The sequence below is a fragment of the Aporhodopirellula aestuarii genome, assembly GCF_023701485.1.
In the GTDB taxonomy this organism is placed as follows: domain Bacteria; phylum Planctomycetota; class Planctomycetia; order Pirellulales; family Pirellulaceae; genus Rhodopirellula; species Rhodopirellula aestuarii.
Genome location: NZ_JAMQBK010000002.1, coordinates 93,326 through 112,893, shown reverse-complemented (window position 1 = coordinate 112,893; position 19,568 = coordinate 93,326). Strand labels below are relative to the sequence as shown.

11 protein-coding genes and 1 tRNA gene are annotated in these 19,568 nt (G+C 56.2%); 9 read left to right on the top strand and 3 right to left on the bottom strand.

Annotated elements, in window-relative coordinates; translation table 11 throughout:
• The first annotated feature begins 45 nt into the window (after nucleotides 1-45).
• The gene (locus NB063_RS00795; protein WP_250926822.1) at nucleotides 46-1,317 is read left to right on the top strand and encodes an ATP-grasp domain-containing protein; all 1,272 of its coding nucleotides are present in this window, start codon (nucleotides 46-48) and stop codon (nucleotides 1,315-1,317) included.
• Nucleotides 1,318-1,358: 41 nt separating this feature from the next.
• Nucleotides 1,359-3,497 carry an aminotransferase class III-fold pyridoxal phosphate-dependent enzyme gene (locus NB063_RS00790; RefSeq protein ID WP_250926821.1) on the top strand — a complete coding sequence of 713 codons (2,139 nt, stop codon included), beginning with the start codon at nucleotides 1,359-1,361 and terminating at the stop codon, nucleotides 3,495-3,497.
• A 94-nt stretch (nucleotides 3,498-3,591) separates the two neighbouring features.
• Here NB063_RS00790 and NB063_RS00785 read toward each other — a convergent pair whose 3' ends face one another.
• A complete protein-coding gene (locus NB063_RS00785; protein WP_456061982.1) occupies nucleotides 3,592-6,243 on the bottom strand; it encodes a diguanylate cyclase in 2,652 nt (883 codons plus the stop codon).
• A gap of 448 nt (nucleotides 6,244-6,691) precedes the next feature.
• On the opposite strand from NB063_RS00785, the gene NB063_RS00780 reads away from it, so the two are divergent.
• From NB063_RS00780 to NB063_RS00760, 5 genes are all read left to right on the top strand, one after another.
• Nucleotides 6,692-8,128 (top strand): excinuclease ABC subunit UvrC, encoded by a 1,437-nt coding sequence (locus NB063_RS00780; protein WP_250926819.1) that lies wholly within the window; start codon nucleotides 6,692-6,694, stop codon nucleotides 8,126-8,128.
• A gap of 299 nt (nucleotides 8,129-8,427) precedes the next feature.
• Nucleotides 8,428-9,798, top strand: coding sequence for a GTPase HflX (gene hflX, locus NB063_RS00775; protein ID WP_250926818.1), 1,371 nt, complete (start codon nucleotides 8,428-8,430; stop codon nucleotides 9,796-9,798).
• Between the two features lie 5 nt (nucleotides 9,799-9,803).
• Entirely contained in the window at nucleotides 9,804-10,679 is an 876-nt protein-coding gene (locus NB063_RS00770) for an SDR family NAD(P)-dependent oxidoreductase (protein ID WP_250926817.1), read from the top strand.
• A gap of 339 nt (nucleotides 10,680-11,018) precedes the next feature.
• Nucleotides 11,019-13,850, top strand: coding sequence for a DUF1549 and DUF1553 domain-containing protein (locus NB063_RS00765; protein ID WP_250926816.1), 2,832 nt, complete (start codon nucleotides 11,019-11,021; stop codon nucleotides 13,848-13,850).
• A gap of 30 nt (nucleotides 13,851-13,880) precedes the next feature.
• Nucleotides 13,881-15,200 (top strand): DUF1501 domain-containing protein, encoded by a 1,320-nt coding sequence (locus tag NB063_RS00760; RefSeq protein ID WP_250926815.1) that lies wholly within the window; start codon nucleotides 13,881-13,883, stop codon nucleotides 15,198-15,200.
• A 111-nt stretch (nucleotides 15,201-15,311) separates the two neighbouring features.
• Here the strand turns inward: NB063_RS00760 and NB063_RS00755 are convergent, their stop codons facing one another.
• Together NB063_RS00755 and NB063_RS00750 are read right to left on the bottom strand one after the other, a co-directional pair.
• Nucleotides 15,312-16,571, bottom strand: a complete 1,260-nt coding sequence (locus NB063_RS00755) for an FtsX-like permease family protein (RefSeq protein ID WP_250926814.1) — start codon at nucleotides 16,569-16,571, stop codon at nucleotides 15,312-15,314.
• An 8-nt stretch (nucleotides 16,572-16,579) separates the two neighbouring features.
• On the bottom strand, nucleotides 16,580-17,842 hold the full coding sequence (locus NB063_RS00750; protein ID WP_250926813.1) for an HlyD family efflux transporter periplasmic adaptor subunit: 1,263 nt from the start codon (nucleotides 17,840-17,842) through the stop codon (nucleotides 16,580-16,582).
• Nucleotides 17,843-18,010: 168 nt separating this feature from the next.
• Here NB063_RS00750 and NB063_RS00745 point away from each other — a divergent pair, with 168 nt between their 5' ends.
• Together NB063_RS00745 and NB063_RS00740 are read left to right on the top strand one after the other, a co-directional pair.
• Nucleotides 18,011-19,264 carry an ATP-binding cassette domain-containing protein gene (locus tag NB063_RS00745; RefSeq protein ID WP_250926812.1) on the top strand — a complete coding sequence of 418 codons (1,254 nt, stop codon included), beginning with the start codon at nucleotides 18,011-18,013 and terminating at the stop codon, nucleotides 19,262-19,264.
• Between the two features lie 92 nt (nucleotides 19,265-19,356).
• A tRNA-Ser gene (locus NB063_RS00740) sits at nucleotides 19,357-19,439 on the top strand.
• Nucleotides 19,440-19,568 lie beyond the last annotated feature (129 nt).

Below are 19,568 nucleotides of genomic sequence, written 5' to 3'. Positions count from 1 at the left end.
GTACGTCAGCCATTCTACCGTTCGTCAACGAAACCAGCCAACGAGATGAATCGAACCGTCGAAAACCCTCGCATACTCCTTTCCGAAGGTTCGAGTAACTCTGCAAGGCAAACGCTCTACGGGCTTGCACCTGGCTACCCCGTCGATATTCTCGACCCATCCCCTTGGTGCCAGTGTCGTTTTTCTACACATGTGCGGCGGCGGATCGCGTGTCCGCAAATTGCCAAGGACCCGATCGGGTACGTTCGTTTTGTCGCGCGGTTGGTGAGTGAGGGCCGCTATGACGTGCTGTTCCCGACCCACGAACAGGTTTATGCGTTTTCGCGGTTTCGAGATCTTTTCCAAAAACGAGTCGGGCTCGCAGTTCCGGAGTTTGCCGCCATCCAACGCGTTCAAAGCAAGGCGGAGTTTGCCGTCCTGATGGACGAACTCGGGCTACCGACGCCGGTGACGAAAATCGTTCACACCCAATCGGAACTGCTCGCCCACGACGATTTTCCGTGCTTCATCAAGGTCGCCCACAGCACCGCGAGCCTGGGCGTCGAACGGGTGGGTAACGCGACTGAGCTTCGCCAAACCGTTACCCGTTTTACCGAGGCCGATGTCTGGTGGGAGGGGCAACCGATCGTGATTCAACAGCCCGCGCCCGGACGTCAAGCGGAAGTCAGTGCCGTATTCCAAGATGGAAGACTCGTTGGTGCGGCATGTGCCGACGTTCTGGCCACGGGGATCGGAGGTGGTCCCGCGCTGCGGCGGACCGCCATTCATCCGCCGGTCCTCGAGCATGTCGAGCGATTTGGGAACACGCTCAATTGGAATGGCCCGGTTTCGCTGGAGTACTTCTACGATGCGGAATCCCAACAGCCGTTTTACATCGAGTGCAATCCCCGTATCGGCGAGTCGTTTAACGCCTTACTCGGAGGCGTCAATCTCTGCGAGGCCACCGTCCGGATCGCACTGGGCGAACGGGTCGAACGGTTGCCAGCGGTGCAGCCGGGAGTGCTCAGTCACAACGGTTTTATCGTCATGATTGCCGATGCGTATAATGGGGCGTCGCGAGGACAATTGCTTCGCAAACTATGGCATCACTGGACACGTCAAGACGGATGCGAAAGCGAGATGACGCGGCCGGCTGAGGACTTGTTAAGTCTGATCCCCGCGACTGCGGTCATCACCATGTTGCTGGTGAATCCCAAGTCCGCGCGGGATCTCGCCAAAGGGACCGTCGACAACTACTCGCTGCCCCATGCGGCGGCGCAAAGGATTGATGAAATGCCGCAGGATGTGATCGCTGAAATTCAGACCATTCTCTTATAGTTCTTAAGTTCTATTCTTTCGCTTTTGCCCCTCGGTGAATCATGTCGATGCAAATCGCCTCTCCACACAATCTATTGTCCACATCGTTTGGTGAGGCCGACGTGGATCGGTTAAGGCAAAACGTTCAAGACCGTGTGCCGTTCTACGTGCGGATGCAAATCTCATCGTTTGAGGCACGTGCCGCTTGTTTGCTGCACGCGATGGTCAACGGAGATCGCCCGGACCCGTGTGCGTACCACGCGTTCTTTGGTAGCGGGACTTCCGAGGCGATATCGGGGGCGCTCAAGATCGTGCGCCACAACCATCAAGTTCACAAAGCGGGGCAGCCGTTGGTAACCGCGGTATATGATCCGAGCGGTGATCTTCAACAACTGTTTGACCCGTTTTCAGCCGGTCTGGACGAGGCGCTTGTACCCGGGCTCATCTATTTCGATGACTTTGGTCGGTTCTGTGAAAACGTCAATGATCAGACGCCTTCGAGTCTGTTGTTTCGCCACGGTGGTAGTGTTCCGGTCGAGCAGCTTTCTGAGATTTTGAAGAGCGCTGCCGATCGCGGCATCTACACGGTTCTCGACGAATCGACAACGGATCTGTCCGCGGGAGGGCCGATTGCCGCGCAATTGAAAACGTTGCCGGACGTGATCGCATTTGGTGAAAACCTCGCCGATCATAAGACCCCCGCGGGATGTTTTATGATGTCGAAATCCATCTACAAGGTGTGGGATAACGTCAAAGAGTACAACCTGCACAGCAATACCTGGGGTGGGAACAGTGCCAGCATGGCGGCGATGCTAGCGTTTTTAAAGACGACTCCCGGCTATGCAAGTTTGCCCCGGTCGGTCAGCGAAACGATGGAGGAGGCGAATCAATCGCATCTCGCGGCCACCAAGCTGTATGAGACTCACTGCAGTCCCAAAATGGCGACGATGCTGAATATCAGCGGTTTGAACAAGAACATTCGAACCGCCTATCAAGCCCGAATCACGACCGTGACTCGCCGTGGCGACGAAAGTGTCATCGACGCGTCAGGCACCTATGGTGTGAATCTGCATGGGCATAACCCTGACGATGTGATCGATGCCGTGATGGCTCGGCACGATGTCGAACATGACTATTGGGCGAATTTACACAGCCTGGTCGAACGCAAGACGGGATTTAAACACGTGATTCCCGCGGTCAGCGGTGCAACCGCGACAGAAGCCGCACTGACGTTTGCGTTGTTAGCGGCGGCGCCAAAGAAAAAGATCGTTGCACTCAAGGGCGGTTTCGGAGGCAAGACTCTCATTTCGTTAATTGTGACTTCGCGGGATCGATACAAAGTCCCGTTCGGTCCTTTGTATCCTCACATTCACTATGTCGATCCGTTCGGCGACAACGGGAAACAGGAATTGCTTGACTTGCTCAAGACCGATGATGTGGCGGTCGTCTTGCTGGAAACGGTCCAAGGCGAGGGTGGGGTCAAAGCGTGCCCACAAGATTTCTTGGATTTCCTTTCATCGCAAAAGGAACAGCACGGTTTTTTTATCGCGGTCGACGAAGTCCAAACAGGAATGTATCGGACGGGACAATTCCTCAACTATCAAAGGAAGTTGCCAGCGACCGACATCGTTTTGATGGGCAAAGCGATTAGCGACAATGTTTTCCCCGTCTCGGCTGTTTTGATGACGGATCGAGTTTACGAGCAGGCGGTACAGACAAAGGCGTCCGTCGTCGAGCGACTCGAGAATATGTATCGATGCCAGTTCGGTGCTCACATGGCGGTGCATGCGATTGAAGCAGGTGAGTCGCTCGGATTGGCGGAACACGCGAAGAACGCGGGCGAGTATTTTGCGAAGCGGTTGCGTGAGAAAACAGCTGATCTGAAATTCGTCAAACAGGTGCGCGGCGAAGGTTTGATGATCGGGATCGAGTTTGAGGAGTCGCTGCTTCCACGATTGGTGCGTGGTTCATTTGGCGGCCTGATCGCGTCGCGATGTGTCAATGATTCGAAGCAGCCGATTTTGGTCGCGTTCAATCCGGATAAACCGTTCTTGATCCGTTTCGTTCCGCCGCTGTGTATCACGATCGAGGAAATCGACGCGGTTATCGATACTTTTAATCGGGCGTTGCGTAGCGGATTTTTTGGCTTGATCAAACCGATTGTTGTGAACACCGTCAATTCAAAGCTCGGGCGGTTCTAAGAATCGATCCCGGTGCGGCCATTGCCCCGCGTGGACTGCCGTGTCGTGATCAACGGGCCCGCACAAGTGGGCCAAATCGGGAATCGGGTGCCGATTAGAAGCCGCTTGGTGAGGTGACCAAGTGGGCGTTTTGCGTCGCCCGGCACAGATCCATTAACGTTTGTGTTTCTTTAAACAGTTCGACCCACTCGAGATCCTCATCGGATGCCTGTGCCGCCGCTTCGATGCGACCGGCCGATTCGACGATCGGGGTGAGGAAGTTCGTTGCAGCCACTTCCGCGAGTTCGACCGCAAGCTGTTTCAACGCTTCGACGTCTTGGGTGTCAATCGCGTCGGCGAGCTGTTCGATCTGTTGACCGATTTGTAATGCGGTGTGCTTCGGAACGGCGAGCGCGATTCCTCGGGAGGTGGTGTAACCCAACGAAAGTTCCTTAGAACCGAAGATGGTTTTCTCGAGGAAGTGTTCGACGAGTTCGGCGTCGAATTGGGTTCCGCCACAGCGACGCAGTTCGGCGACAGCCTCTTCCGTGCTGCGGCCTTTGCGATAAGAACGATCGGACGTGATGGAATCGTAGGTGTCGGCGATCTTAAGCAGTCTCGCTGAAATCGACATGCTCTCAAAATCGATCTTACGGCCGTTGATCCGTTCACGCGACATGCTGTGGTGAGAGCGGATGATGTTTTCCAATTCGTCACAGTGGAACGTGCCGGCGATGATATCGAGGCCGACCGTGTTGTGACGACGCATGATCTTCCATTCGCTTTCATCAAGCGGTCCGGGTTTATGCAAGACCGTGTCGGGGACACCGATTTTTCCGATGTCATGCAGGAGGGCGGCGATCTCGAGCACGTATGTTTCACGCTGGCATAACAATCCGTCGGCGGCTCTCACGCAGAGGTCAGCGACTCGGCGGCTGTGTTCGGCCGTCGACGGGTCGCGATAGGCCAACGCCGAGACCAATGCCGTCACGGCATGGAATGGCAGTTTGACCAAGTCGGGATCTTGGATGTGCGACTTTTGCGACTCTTCTTCTTCGCCGAGGACCGAGACACGCTCGGGGTCAAAGACCACGCACTGGTTTCGGCCACCACGCTTGGCAACATAAAGACATTCGTCGGCTTGGTTGATCAGGTCTTGTGTTTCGGTGGCACCGAAGCGGGTTTCGCTGACACCGATCGACGCGGTGAGATGTAGTGCGGCGGGATCTGCGAACCGCACGTTCATGATCGCCAAGCGGGTCCGCTCGGCCTGCTCGAACGCTTGATCGATATCGAACCCGGGTAACACGACGCAGAATTCTTCACCACCGTATCGGCACACAATGTGTTGTTCTTCGAAGAGTTCACGCAGGACCGCAGAAACGCGGCGCAAGACGTCGTCGCCGGTGTGGTGACCGTAGGTATCGTTGACACTCTTGAAGTGGTCGACATCGACCATGAAGCACGACATTGGACGTGCTTCGCGTCGGAACTGTTCGAGCAGCGGTTCCATCCGTTCAAAAAACGCGCGACGGTTCAAACAACCGGTCAGCGCGTCACGGGTGGCCAGAATTTCGAGTTCCTGGTTCTTTTTCTGGATTTCGTCTTTGCTCTTGCGGAGCATCGTCAACATGTTCTCCAGTTCGACACGGTGTTTTTCAACGTGCGTGACGTCTTGGAAGGTGACCAGTGCCCCTTTTTGTTTGTTGTCTTCGCCGATCGGCCCGGCGTTGACGCTAAACACCCGGTGGACGCCGTCGCGTCCCGTCATCCGCAGGATTTCAGCGGTAACGCTTTGGCGTTCTTGAATCGCTCTGCTCCACGGGAACACGCGTTCGGACGCTGCGCCCCCGGTCGCTGTTCCGCCGGCAGCTGTGCCGGGAAAGAACCACGGCAGATCGGAGGCCAATCGATCGATCAGCTCTTCCATCTCGAATCCGTTAATGGTCAAGAAGTTTTCATTGGCGAGCACGATCTTGCCCGAGCCGTCCAGCACCAGCAAACCTTCTGCCAGAGTGTCGAGGGCTTGGCGGACACGATCGGGAACGACCTGAGTTCGCGAGAACACTCCCATGATCCGCATCATCAAAAGCGTGTACGACCCCATGCCGCACGCGATGAAGAAGACGATGAATTTGGTGATACCCGCATCGAGCACGCCACCGAAGAGGCCCGCTGGCGGGTGACGGAAACAGAATTCCAGATTTCCCCAATGCTGGTTCTTCAGCATGATGGGGATTTCTAAACAGATGTTGTCGCTTTCGCGGGGATTCGTCTCGGGTTGGTCGTTGGTGCCGGTCGCGTGAGGGGGGGCGTCCGATCCTGTGAGTTTATCGGCCAGCGAAAGAATTTTGGCCCGGGGGGACGTGTTTTCACCAGCCTTTGCACCGGACCGGATACTGAGGGTGTTGGCGGAAGCCACCGTTGGTTGAACCACGCCGCGGGCCCAATCGGGGACGTCATCGACGACGATGGGTGTCGATCCGTCGGGAGCGGTAAGCTTGCCCGACAGATCGGGGGTGTGCCAGCAACGGACGTGGTCGTCCGTGGCGATACGCAGGACCCCGACTTCGGTGCGGACGCCGATCGATAGCAATTGATCGTCTCGTTTGACGATCGCCCGGAGCATCGTGTCGATCTTCGGCCAGCGTTGGTTCCGGATGTCGTCGAGTGTGCTGATCGCAATATTTTGACATGTCTTACGGCGCAAAATCTCCTGCTCGATGCGCGAGTCCGGGATAAACCCGAACCACTGAGCACCAAGGATCAATCCGATGCCGACGCACACAAGTGCGAACGCAAGTCGGAGCGATGCGAGGATGGCCTTAAACAAGTGTTTTTAGAACGATCGATCGAGGAAGTAGGCGAGAAATACGTGATTCTGAATCGGACCCTCATTCGCTCGGGCATCGGGCCCGAGAGGGACTGTCCGCCAACAATCCAGGTATCGCGTTGAGAATATCTGGCAAACTCTTGGTCACAATTAAGCGTTTGCGTAAAATGATTGGGCTTCCGGGCCGTTGTATGGATCGCCGGCCGGAAGCTGAACGGATCATTCCGGTCGAATCGATTAATCGGTACCGTTTCAGAGGCTAGGCGATCCGGTAACCTGTAGTAGGCGTCCCCATGCAAACTCGCGTTTTGAAGGACGACTGACAGATCCGCTGCGAACCGAATGACGAGTCGCATCGGTAAATTCCGAAAATCCCCCACCCATGGATGGTCCTCCGATCAAACCGTCTGAATCGAAAAATGCCGCCGAAGAGCGTCCTGAGCCTGCTCCGGATCTCGAGGGTCCTGCCGATGTTTCCGAAGACAGCGCGAAGGACGCCACCTTTGAATTCAAAGGGCATGCACACGCGGCAGCTAAGGTGAAAACGTTTCCGCAAGAGCCTGGCGTCTACCTGATGAAGGACGCGGCCGGAGTGGTGATCTATGTCGGCAAAGCAAAGAATTTGCGTAACCGCGCCGGAAGCTATTTCCTGAAGGCCGCTGCGGAAGATGCCCGTACGGCGGATTGGATCGGTGACATCGCCGACATCGACTACGTGCAATGCGAGAGCGAAGTCGATGCGCTGTTGATGGAGTCGCGGTTAATCAAAGACATCCAACCGCGAAACAACAAAGATCTCAAAGACGATAAGACCTTCCCGTACCTGATGATCACGACGCGGGAGGAGTTTCCTCGCATTGAGGTCACGCGCGAGCCCAAGACGTCGGGGGTGAAGTTGTATGGCCCCTTTACCAGTGCCGGCGCTCTCCGCGGTGCGATCCAGGTGATGCAGCGAATCTTCAAATTTCGCACCTGCACGCTCGATATCAGCGAATCGGATGAAAAGTGGAAATGGTTTCGTCCCTGTCTCTTAGCCAGCATTGATCAATGCACGGCGCCGTGTAATTTCCGAATCAGCAAAGAAGACTATCGTCGCGACATCAAACGTTTGCAGACGTTTCTTGAGGGCGGCAAGACGAGGCTGATGAACGAGATGAAAGCAGAGATGGCGGCAGCGAGTAAGGAGTTGGATTTTGAGCGTGCCGCCGTGCTACGCGACGAAATCAAGATGCTCGAACGTCTCTCCGAACGAGGTGAGCTCGATACCCACGCGCAGCCTGAGGTCTTTTACATCGATCCCAAGAAGGGACTGACGGGGTTGAAAAAGGTGCTGCAATTGAGCGAGACACCGCGGATCATTGAGGGCGTCGACATCGCGCACTTGGGCGGAAATGAAACCGTTGCGTCGCTGGTCCAGTTCATCGACGGTTTGCCCTTCAAACCCGGGTATCGACGTTACAAGATTCAAGATGTCAAAGGCGTCGACGATTTTCGCAGCATCTACGAGGTCGTCTCCCGGCGTTTTCGGCGGCTCAGCGATGCGGGGGATCCCTTTCCAGATATTCTGTTGATCGATGGCGGCAAAGGGCAACTGAGCGCCGCAATGGCGGCATTTCGCGATCAAGAAATTTCACCGCCGACGGTGATTTCATTGGCGAAACGCGACGAAGAAATTTTTCGTCCGGGAAATCCGGAACCGCTGAGGCTCAGCAAAAACGCCTTTGCACTGCGTTTATTGCAGTACGTCCGCGACGAATCGCACCGTTTTGCCCAACACTATCATCACATCCTGCGTAATAAATCTACCTTCGAACGTTGAACCTTTCCGGGGGCAGAATGTCCGTTGATCGACTAAAATGTTAACTTAGGAGCGAGCGGAAAATGACTGTCCGATTGGGCATGGGAATTCGCCAGAATCCCTTACCCTGAGGATTTCCGGAGAAATCCACATCGTCATTTCATTTCCGCTCGGTCCTCACGGGCTCGCGGTATCTTTCAACGCTCTGTTCCCATAGAGTTTTGATCTCACTTTTTCAAACGGTTTCTTTTTCTTAAAAACCTGCCCTCTCGCCTGGAGTCCCAATCCACCTCGTGTCTCATCAACACAAATCTTCGGACATGTTTTCCCTCGTCGACGAGGGTCCGGAACGCAGCATTTTGGCGCGTCTTATTCTGCCCGGTTCGGTCGTCGAGGACGATCCACTGGAAGAACTTCACGGTTTGGCGACTACCGCAGGTACCGAAGTCGTCGATGAGTTGACGCAGAAAATGGGGACGCCCAATCACGCGACTTACTTCGGTAAAGGGAAAGTGGAAGAGCTTCGGCTGATGGTCGAGCGGCATGAAGCCCACGTGATCTTTTTCGATAACGACCTGTCGCCGGCGCAAGTTCGCAATCTCGAGAAAGCGACCAACGCCAAAGTGATCGACCGCACCGAGTTGATCCTGGATATTTTTGCGGCCGGTGCGCGGACGCACGAATCAAGGCTGGCTGTTGAGCTCGCTCAACTCGAATATTCTTTGCCGCGTCTTAAACGCATGTGGACTCACCTTTCGCGTCAATCGATGGGCGTTGGAATGCGCGGACCGGGGGAAAAGCAGCTCGAGGTCGACCGGCGGTTGGCGCAGAAGCGAATCCACGACTTAAAGACGGAGCTCAGTAAGGTTGAGTCACGCCGTGAGCGCGAAGTTGCGGGGCGAAATGAAATGCCCACGATTTCGTTGGTCGGTTACACCAACGCGGGTAAAAGCACGTTGATGAATGCGTTGACCGAGGCCAACGTGCTCGCTCAAGACAAATTGTTTGCGACTCTTGAGACCCGTACGCGACGTTGGCATCTTCCCAATAGGGGACACGTATTGTTGAGTGATACGGTCGGTTTCATTCGCGACCTGCCGCACTCGTTAGTCGCGAGTTTTAAATCCACGCTTGAAGAAACCCGTCAGGCGAATTTGTTGATGCACGTCGCCGATGCCAGCAGCCCGAACGTGTTCGAGCAGATCACGGCGGTCTATCAAGTGCTCGAAGAACTCGGGATCCAAGCCAAGGACACGTTGCTGATCCTCAACAAGATTGATTCGATCAACAGCCCCCGTGTGCTCAACCGTGTGCTCGATCGCTATCCACATGCCATTCCGGTCAGCGCCAAAACGGGCAAGGGGTTGGCTCCGCTCTGTGAAGCGGTGGGAGAGGCCCTATCGCGTGAATTTCTCGATGTGGAAATCGATGTCGCCCATCACGATGGAAAATTGCTCGCGTATCTGTCCGCCAAAGGCAAAGTTGAGTCGCGGGAATTTCACGATTCACACGTCACCGTTCGAGTCCGGATGCCCGCCGCAGCGATGGGCGAGGTCAACCGTTCGGCGATTCGGATCACGCCGACCGAACTGAAACTCACCGGCGAGATGGCGGATGCGGATGAGACTCCGGACAACGGAGGTGTGGCGAGCGTGGAAGTCAGCGACACACCATCGAGTGAAGTGGCGTAGCGGCAATGGCCACGCCGACAAAACCGGAGAAGAAACCCTGGAATCAACGAAGGTCGCGTTGGCGGCCCGAGGGCAGTCTCGCCATCGTGACGGGGGCGAGCAGCGGAATTGGTCGTGAACTCACCTTCTTGCTCGTCAGCAAAGGTTGTCGGGTGATCGCCGTCGCCAGGCGGAAAGAGCGACTCGATGAGTTGGTCTCACAGACGCGGCAAAACGCGTCCAACGCCGCTGTCATTCCGGTCGTGGGCGACGTGACCGACATGTCCGTGCGAGAGGAAGCCCTCGAACTAGTCGACCAGCTCGCCGATGGAAAGTTGAATCTGTTGGTTAACAACGCGGGCGTGGGAGGCATCGGCCGCTTCATGGACGCTGATCCTGATCGCATGCGGCAGATCATGGAAGTCAATTTTCACGCACCCGTGCAGTGGACCCGCGGGGCCATGCCGATGCTCCGCCGTGCCGCCGCCGATACCGCCGTCACGCATTGCACGCCTGTGATTTGTAATATCGGCAGCGTACTCGGGCACCGCGCCGTGCCAGATAAAAGCGAGTACTGTGCCAGCAAGTTTGCACTGCACGGATGGAGTGATTCGCTCCGCGCGGAACTCGTCTCAGAAGGGATCGCGGTGGTTTTGGTGAGCCCGAGCACCACCCGGAGCGAGTTTTTTGAGTCTCTCGTTGGCACCGAACCCGGGCAAAAATCGAACAGCGTCGGGAGTTGGCCGGCCAGCCGGGTCGCCCGTGCCACACTCGCCGCCATCGTGGCGTGTCGTGCCGAGGTGATCTTAAGCCTCGGCGGCAAAGCTCTCGTCTACTCCGATCGTCTGACGCCCCCGTTGGTTAACGCGGTGCTGGCTCGAACGGCAGGCAAGCCGAAATAACCTTATCGGCGGAGTGCATTTTTTGCGGTCAGAGGCGGGAACCGCGGGCTCTTCAATTTGAGCGTAACGTGGCTGTTGTGAGTCACGCGGGAAAGGGCGAACACTGCCGAGAAACGCCCCCTTTCCTCCGGACGCATCATTTTCTTAGGAGTGAAGGCGGGAAAAACAAAACTTTTCTGTAATTTTGGGGGACGATCGGGTATAAACGGTCCGTGAAGGTGTTTAATCCCCCGATATCACCTTTCTATCCCGCCCCATATTGTTTGAGTCCGTTGTGTTCTTTGTCATGCAAAGATCACTTCCGGTTGCTCTCCTACCTGTGATTTAGTGAGTATTGCGATGAGACCTGCGCAGTCGAATACGCCCCAATGGATTGCCCTCGCTTCTATCTGTTTCGCGGTCATGATCGCCGGAATGGCGTCGGCCGAACCCGGTCCCGCGAATTCTCGCGAATCGGCCAAACGATCCGGTGACCAGAGTCAGCTCGCTTCGGTCAGTGAATCCATGTCGGTGCGGTTCTCTGATGCGGAAACCAAGGAAGTCCCCGATTTTCAAAAGCACGTCATGCCGTTGCTGGGCCGACTCGGGTGTAACGGCCGGTCCTGTCACGGATCGTTTCAGGGCCGAGGTGGTTTTCAGCTCTCATTATTTGGGTACGACTTCAAGGCCGACCATGCCGCATTGTTGGACGAAAACTCAGGCCGGGTCGACGTCGACGATATCACAGAGAGTTTAATCCTCGCCAAGCCGATCGATGCTGACATGCACGAAGGCGGCAAGCGGCTCGACGAAGGCAGTTGGCAGTTCAACACCTTGTATCGTTGGATCGAATCAGGGGCCGTTGCAAACGCTTCGATTCAGACGCTCGACCGTTTGGAGATCCAACCCGCTGAGATTCAGTTCGATACGGACGAAGAAGAGTTGCAGTTGACTGCCATCGCCCACTGGGCCGACGGGACTGTTGAAGACGTTACCGAATTGTGTCGCTTTTCCAGCAACGACGATGCTGTTGCGGCGATTAATGAAAACGGTCTTGTGCATAGCGGACTGTCAGGCGACACGCATGTGGTGGTCTCGTACGACAGAGCGGTTGTACCCATCGCCGTGACGCGTCGTGTCCAAGTCGAGTCGTCGATCGATGTTCCCCCGCGTTCGGAGCACCCCGTCGATCAACTCATTGCGATCAAACATGCCAAACTCGGCATCATTCCATCGCCCTTGTGTAACGATTCCGAGTTCATTCGTCGAGCGAGTTTGGACATTACCGGCACGCTGCCGGCGGCCGAAGAAGTCCGCCGTTTTCTCGTCAGTGATGACCCGAACAAACGCAACCAGCTGATCGAAGACCTGCTCGATGCCCCAGGCTACGCCGCCTGGTGGGCAACCCGCATTTCGGACTGGACGGGTAACAGCGACGCGCAGCTCAATAACGTTTATCCGATGCGTGGTGCGGCAAGCCGTTTGTGGTACGAATGGCTTCGTGTGCGGCTCGATGATAACGTGCCATACGACGAGATCGTCGAAGGCATCGTGAACGCCCAGAGCCGTCAGGAAGGCGAAGACTATCGTGAATATTGCAAGGAGATGACCCAGGCGTGCATGCCTGGCAATGAAGAGATTTTCGCCGCTCGCGACGGGATGCCGTTGTTCTGGGCACGTCGTAATTTCCAGAAGCCAGAAGAACGGGCGATCGGATTCGCGTACGCGTTCTTGGGTATCCGAATCGAGTGTGCTCAGTGTCACAAACACCCGTTCGATCAATGGTCCAAGGATGATTTCGATCAGTTCGCCAAGATCTTTCAAAACATCAACGCTCGTGCCAATGCGGTCTCCAAGGACTCCAATCAGATCCGCAAAGAACTACTGGAGTCGATCACTGACGGTAAAAAACTTAACAACGGTGAACTTCGGAAACTCGTTTATCGTGCAGCCCAGAATGGACAGGTTGTTCCGTTTCCTGAGCTGACTTACGTGGATCAAACCGCTTCCGCACGCCAACGGCTTGCCAAGCAAAAGAAGAGCAAGAAGGGCATGACGGCGACCATCAAGGTCCCGGAAGGATTTGTGCTCGGACAGGCGGAACCGGTCAAGCTCGACAAAGATCCGCGATCGGAATTGATGCGATGGATGCGTGACGCTGACAATCCGTATTTTGCTCCCGCGATCGTGAACCGCGTCTGGTCGAACTACTTCGGCGTCGGGATCATCAATCCCACCGACGATATGAATCTGGCCAACCCGGCGAGTAACCAACCGTTACTCGAATACTTGTCGACAGGTTTTCGTGATAGCGGATTCGATTTGCGATGGTTGCACCGCGAAATCGTGACGAGCCATGCGTACCAACGCAGCACGCTGACGAATGCGAGCAATGCCCGCGATCGACTCAACTTTAGCCGACACGTCCCGCGACGTTTGCCCGCCGAAGTGATTCACGATGCCGTGTTGTTGGCGACTCAATCAACGGTTCAATCACAAAAGATGCGATCGACAATGTCGGACATGGCGATCGCCGCGGATATCAATCAAGGCCGCAACCAACGCAATTTTGCGTTGCAAGTGTTCGGCCAATCGGAACGAGAAAGTAACTGTGATTGCGATCGCAGCGACTCGCCGAGTTTGTTGCAGTCGATCTATCTCCGCAATGACATTGAGATGTATCAACAGCTCGCTTCGAAGAATGGCTGGGTCGCTCAGGCGTGTGCCAGCCTGGGAGAAGCGGGGCCGGCAGCGAAAGATAATCCGATCAAAGATCAGATTGCACGCAAAGCCGATCAGGCTCGCCTGCAAACGATCGCCCGGGTCAAGCGTTATCTTGCACTCAATGAAAACAGACGCGAGTCGCAGCGACCCAGTCTCGAGAAAAACTACGTCGATCTCAAGAAGCGATTGAAGCAATTCGGATTTGAAACCCCGAGCTTGCGAGAATTGCTGGCTGATCCCGATTCATGGCAATCGGTGTCGAGGGACGAGGCGGCGACACGACGCGTTTCTGACTCGTTGGAGTCCGTCATTGAAGATGCGTACTTGCGGGCTCTCTCGCGTACGCCTGATCAAGAAGAACTCGCGATCGCGATGCAGTATATCAACGACTCCGAATCTGTCGCCGATGGTTTGTCCTCCGTGATGTGGGCATTGGTGAACACAAAAGAGTTCATCATCACGCACTAATTTCCCTTCCTTCTAGCCACCAAATGAATCATGCGGTTACATAAGACTTGTGATGGCGTTCGTCGCCGAGATGTTATTCGAATGGGTTTGCTCGGTACCGGCGCAGTCGGAATCGGTGGGCTCTCGTTGCCGAATTGGTTGCAGATGGCCGAGGCCGGTGAGATCAATCCGACGCGTGTCAAACGGGCTATTTTCATCGAGCTCGTCGGTGGCCCCTCGCACATGGACACGTTCGATCTGAAGCCGGATGCACCGGATGCGGTTCGGGGCGCGTTCCGCCCCATCGATACCAACGTGCCTGGAGTCCAGATTTCTGAGCACCTGCCGCGGCTGGCCGGAGTTGCCGATAAATTTGCCATCCTCCGTGGCGTATCCCATACCCTGGCCGCTCACCAACTCGGCCGTGAATACGTGAACTCGGGTAGTCGTCCGATCCCCGCACTGCAGTTTCCCAGCTTCGGTTCGGTCGTCTCTGCGGAGCGGGAATGCGACGTCAACATCCCACCACACGTCGCGATTCCGCGGGCCGGTCACGGTCCCGGGTTCCTCGGATTGGAGAACGCGGCGCTCGAAACCAAGGCGGCTCCGCAGTTCGGTAGGCCGTTTTCGGTACGCGGTATTTCGCTTCCTGGCGATCTGACGGTCGATGAAGTCTCACGCCGACAGGAACTGCTCAAAGGCCTCGATCGGCGGTTTGCCGAATTGGAATCGAACGATCAATTGCTGCAAGGCTTGTCGCGTTTCGGCGAACAAGCGTATGCGATGATTACGTCGCCACGGGCGCGCAAGGCATTCGACATCAGTAAAGAACCTGAGAGTTTCCGCAAACAGTTCGGCGAAGAAGCCTTCGGTCAGAGTTGTTTGCTGAGCTTGCGGCTGGTTGAGTCAGGAGTCAACTTTGTGTCCTTGCAGCTTGGTGGTTGGGATACGCACCAGGATAACTTCACGAAACTCAAAACGGATCTGCTACCGAAACTCGACTATGGTTTGAGTGGCTTGTTGAACGGACTCGAACAACGCGGTCTGCTCGAATCGACAGCCGTGATGGTAACAGGCGAATTCGGACGGACGCCTAAAATCAACACCCGCAGTGAAGAAGGTGGCCGGGATCACTATCCTCGCTGCATGTTCATGCTGATGGCTGGTGGTGACGTCCGTGGTGGCCAAGTGATCGGTGAAAGCGACGACACGGCATCGGCGCCGCGACACGATGCGATCACGCCGGATGACGTCGCGGCGAGTTTCTATCACAACCTTGGCATCGATCCGACGAAAGAGTTCAACTCGGATACCGGACGGCCGATCACTCTGGTTCGCAACGGTACGGTGATCGACCGTTTGTTCGCGTAAGCAACTCGGCTCACGCCCGACAAATCGCTCTCTTGCAACGGCCGATTCGTGAAAACGAAGCGGCCGTTTTTTTAACGCCGTCCTGGGTTTGGCCGCGACGGCGTCTTGTGTTTAGAACAGGCTCGCGGGTTCGGCCTTGAGCAGTTTTCGCAGGGCGAAGACACCCGCAGCGTTGCACATCAAAAGCGATAGACCCAGCACGAGGAACATCCAAGTCGTCGTCATCCGGATCGGGATGTGTGAGTAGTGCGACGTCAGGTAGTACAGCACGTATGCCATCAACAGTGACGGTGGGAACGCGAGGATTGCCAACAGCGTGGACTGTGTCAGCAGCGTTCTGACGAGATAGCCGTTGCTGTAACCGATTGCCTTGAGCGTCGCATATTCGCTCAAGTGTGACGACAGGTCCGACGCCAACACCATGTAACTGATCACGCCCCCGACGACAACGGCCAACACGACCCCGATTCCAAAGATCAATCCGATCGGTGTTTGGAAGTACCATTGGAGACGTTCGGCTTTCATCACTTCATTGAGCGTCATCGCGTGGGCCTGCGACGCGGGACCACCAAGAGATCGCAATCGCTGCTTAATCGCATTCAGTCCGGCCTCGACATTCTCGGAATCTTCGAGCGTCACGAGAATTAACGAGACACGGTTCCCGCGTCGGCCGGGCGTGAGTTCTTCGAAGGTTTCACGCGATGACAATAACGCACCATTGGCTGCGAGGCCCGTGCCCATTTCGAACGTGCCCTTCACTGTCGCTTGGCTACCGGCCACGTCGGTTGTTCTGCCGATGTCTGCAGGGCCAAACTTGATTCCGTCACTCGGGCCAAAATCATCGGTGCTGGCGTCGTCGATCAAAACGGCGCCCGTGGGTCGGAGTTGGGCTCGGGTGGCGGGAGTGAGTTCGGGCAAGTCAAACGCGGGTTCATCCAAGTCGATCCCCATCAGCGCGATCGCACGGAATGAGTGGTCGAGCGGGTTTTGCCACTGGGTCACGCCGATGTCCAACGGCACGACCTGCCGAACTTCGGGAAGCCCTTCGAGCCATTGCGGCAGGTCTCCGGGTAACGAAGACGGATCGTAGAGATGCAGGTAATCCTGCGACCGTACGACGACATCGCAGTCCATGCGATTGAAGACGACGGTGGCGGTATCTCCGACGCTGCCAAGAAAACCCAACTGCATGAACATCAGCAGGATCGCGAATCCGATTCCGCTGAGTGAGACCGTCGTGCGGATCGGAGCGTCAGTCAGGTTCTTCCAAGCCAACGACGTCCGTCGGGGCGACCGCCCGTAACTCAGCGTCGCGCGCTCGACAGATTCTGCCGCTTGGGAGCCGGATTCACTCGAGGGTCTCGGTGACACGCCCGCACTCATGTGGATGTGGCATCATCGGTCGTCGTCGCTGGCGGCGAAGCGGAAACCGCCGGGGTAATCGGTTGAGCAAAAATGGTGATCTCAACCTGCATGTGAATTCGTTCGGCCGCCGCGGCGTTATCTTTCGGTGCAATTTGGATCGTAACCTCGGCGGTGTGCCGATCGACGGGCTCCATCGGAAACGGGCTTGGCATTGTCGGGGATGCAATCATTTGGTTGATTCGCCGCACAGTGCCGGTGAGTTTGTCAGACAATCCGGGGCTCGTGATTTCCGCTGTTTGTCCTACTTCGATCCGTCGTAGGTCGGCCACGTTGACTTCGGCGATGCAAACCATTTGGCTGGTGTCCGCCATATGCAGCAGCGGCATCGTGGTGGTGGCTTGGCCGGTCATCGTGTCGAGTTTTAAAATCCGGCCAGCCGTGGGGCTGATCAATTTGGCGGTCTCGATGTTCAAACGGAGCAGTTGGATTTGCTTTTCGAGCGAACCCAGGGATGCCGAGGCGCGTGCCGCAGCGATCGATTTTTCGGCCGCAACGATGTCTTGCTTTGCTGCCTCAACGGCGAGCTCGGCAGTCTCGATGGCGTTTCTAGCATCCACACGGGCGGCTTCGTACTGGGCCCGCGTTTCGCTGATCTTCAGCGATTCTTCTTCGAGTTTATTCTCGGAGACCAGGCGCTGCATGTTGGGGTTGTCGGATGCCGTTCGCAGGCGATCGAGCTTGCGTTCTCCCAATTCCGCGGCCCGTCGGAGCAAATCGAGACTGCCGCCCGGTCCCTCAGCGATTCTCAGTTTCTCGCGTGATTGCTCCAGCTGAGTTTGAGCCTGCTCGAGTTTCATCTGAGCGACTCGCAAGCGGGCGTTTGCAGCCGCTTCTTCCGCTTCGAGCCGTGCTTTTCCTTCGGCGAGCTTCATTTCCGCTACGTCGAGTTCGATCGTTTTAGCTCGCAGGCTTTCGAGCTCTACCAACAGGTCGCCCTTTGCCACCGTTTCGCCTTCGGAGACGGCCACGCGAGCGACGCGATCTCCCGGAGGTGCCATCACCGACAGGACGCCGCCGAGTGGTTGGAGTTGTCCCTGGGCGACGACTTGGGCCTGCGATTCGGCCTTTTGACGCGCGTTGGCAATTTCGGTCGCTTCGCGTTTCGGGTCTGAGCCAAATTTTGACAGACGGCCATCGCAACCAACCTGCGTCATTCCGCAGGCCGCGGCAAGCAGCGGGCCGATCAGCAATCTGCTGTGGACGTTAGGAAACCGCATGGAAACTCAGTGAACCGAAAGAAAAACGAGTGGAATCAAAAAAAGCCCATACCTGATCCGATAGAGTAATTCAGAATGGGGACGCGCGGCAGAAAATGACGAAAAGTCTGTACCAGCACGGCCAATGCTAAGTTAACGTAGTCTCACTGCTTTTTATATTCCCGTTCCATGAAAGACAGCGTGAACCGCGAAAACGTCAAAACAAGAGCCGCAGATACTGTTCGATCGGCCCGTGATTCGGCGACTGGCAAGCTTTTTCGCCGCTTTAAGTCGAAAAGTGTCGAGGCAGATCGCAGTTTTGACGGGTCCGCGCTCATTAACGTTTGCGGCGTCAACCATTTTTTCGGTACCGGCGACGCCCGCAAACAGGTCCTCTACGACAACAATTTGCAAGTCCAGCCTGGCGAAATCGTGATCATGACCGGGCAGAGTGGCTCGGGGAAAACGACACTTTTGACCCTCATCGGCACGATCCGCCGAATCCAAGAGGGCCAGATTCACATTCTCGGCCAGCCTCTGAGAGACGCCCGCACGGCGGAGATCAACTCGATCCGAAAGCGGTTGGGGTTCATTTTTCAGGCCCACAACCTGTTCGGCTCGCTGACCGCACTTCAGAACGTCCGAATGGCCCTGGAATTGCAGCCCGACCGGTTGCCCCGTAGCGAACAAAACCGGCTCTGTGAAGAGATGCTGGTCGCCGTGGGGCTGGGCGAGCGAATTCATTACAAACCCCGAAGCCTATCGGGTGGCCAGAAGCAGCGGGTTGCGGTCGCCCGGGGGCTTGTTCACCGGCCCGAAATTCTGCTCGCCGATGAGCCGACCGCGGCGTTGGACAAGGATTCCGTGCGGCAGGTCGTCGAACTGTTTCAAAAAGAGGCGCGGGAGCGAGGGACTGCGATCGTGATCGTCACGCACGACAACCGAATCCTCGATGTCGCCGACCGAATCGTCAAAATGGATTTCGGAAATATCGCCCAAGACACGAACCTCGACGAAGCCGCGTTGCTCGGTAAAATGCTGCATCGCTGCGATCTGTTTTCGCTGGTTTCGGTCAGTACGTTGACGACGATCGCACGGAAGATGAAACGCGAAGAGCACGCTCCCGGCGACCGGATCGTGACCTATGGCGACGTCGGCGATCGTTTTTACCTCATTCGAGAAGGTGAGGTTGTCGTCCGCCGTCCGCCGCTGCCGAGCGATCCGGCGAGCCGTAGCAGTAAGGAGTTCACCGAAGTCGCACGGCTTACCGAGGGTGATTTTTTTGGTGAAACCGCCCTTCTGACTGGTGACACCCGAAACGCTCACGTTGACGCTGTCACCGACACGGTGACCTACAGTCTCGATGCCGCGACGTTTAACGAAGTCAAAGCGGGGCAAAAATCGCTCGAAGAAGAAGTCCGCAGCAGCGTCTTCTCCGAATAGCGCGTATTTTCAGAAGACGGCCGCCCCATCTTGACGATTACGAAGATGGCGTCAAAATACTACGCCGCAGACCGGAGACGGTTTGTGACCAAGGAGGATAAGCGAATTGGCAAGCAGGTTGATTCGAAATCAATTGCTCCGTAAGGAGTTGCGGGTTCGAGTCCCGTGTCCTCCGCTGCTAAAAAACACCCTCAATTACAAATGTTTTTGAGGGTGTTTTTTTTATGCGCCTTCGCCCTGAGCAGGGACCTGTTCGTTGCCGGTTTGGTCGGGTGACCCGACCGGCCCCGATGATGATTCAGCG

Coding starts and splice junctions, on each gene's coding strand:
- NB063_RS00795 (WP_250926822.1), top strand. CDS start 46: ATGAATCGAACCGTCGAAAACCCTCGCATACTCCTTTCCGAAGGTTCG.
- NB063_RS00790 (WP_250926821.1), top strand. CDS start 1,359: ATGTCGATGCAAATCGCCTCTCCACACAATCTATTGTCCACATCGTTT.
- NB063_RS00780 (WP_250926819.1), top strand. CDS start 6,692: ATGGATGGTCCTCCGATCAAACCGTCTGAATCGAAAAATGCCGCCGAA.
- hflX (WP_250926818.1), top strand. CDS start 8,428: ATGTTTTCCCTCGTCGACGAGGGTCCGGAACGCAGCATTTTGGCGCGT.
- NB063_RS00770 (WP_250926817.1), top strand. CDS start 9,804: ATGGCCACGCCGACAAAACCGGAGAAGAAACCCTGGAATCAACGAAGG.
- NB063_RS00765 (WP_250926816.1), top strand. CDS start 11,019: ATGAGACCTGCGCAGTCGAATACGCCCCAATGGATTGCCCTCGCTTCT.
- NB063_RS00760 (WP_250926815.1), top strand. CDS start 13,881: ATGCGGTTACATAAGACTTGTGATGGCGTTCGTCGCCGAGATGTTATT.
- NB063_RS00750 (WP_250926813.1), bottom strand. CDS start 17,842: ATGCGGTTTCCTAACGTCCACAGCAGATTGCTGATCGGCCCGCTGCTT.
- NB063_RS00745 (WP_250926812.1), top strand. CDS start 18,011: ATGAAAGACAGCGTGAACCGCGAAAACGTCAAAACAAGAGCCGCAGAT.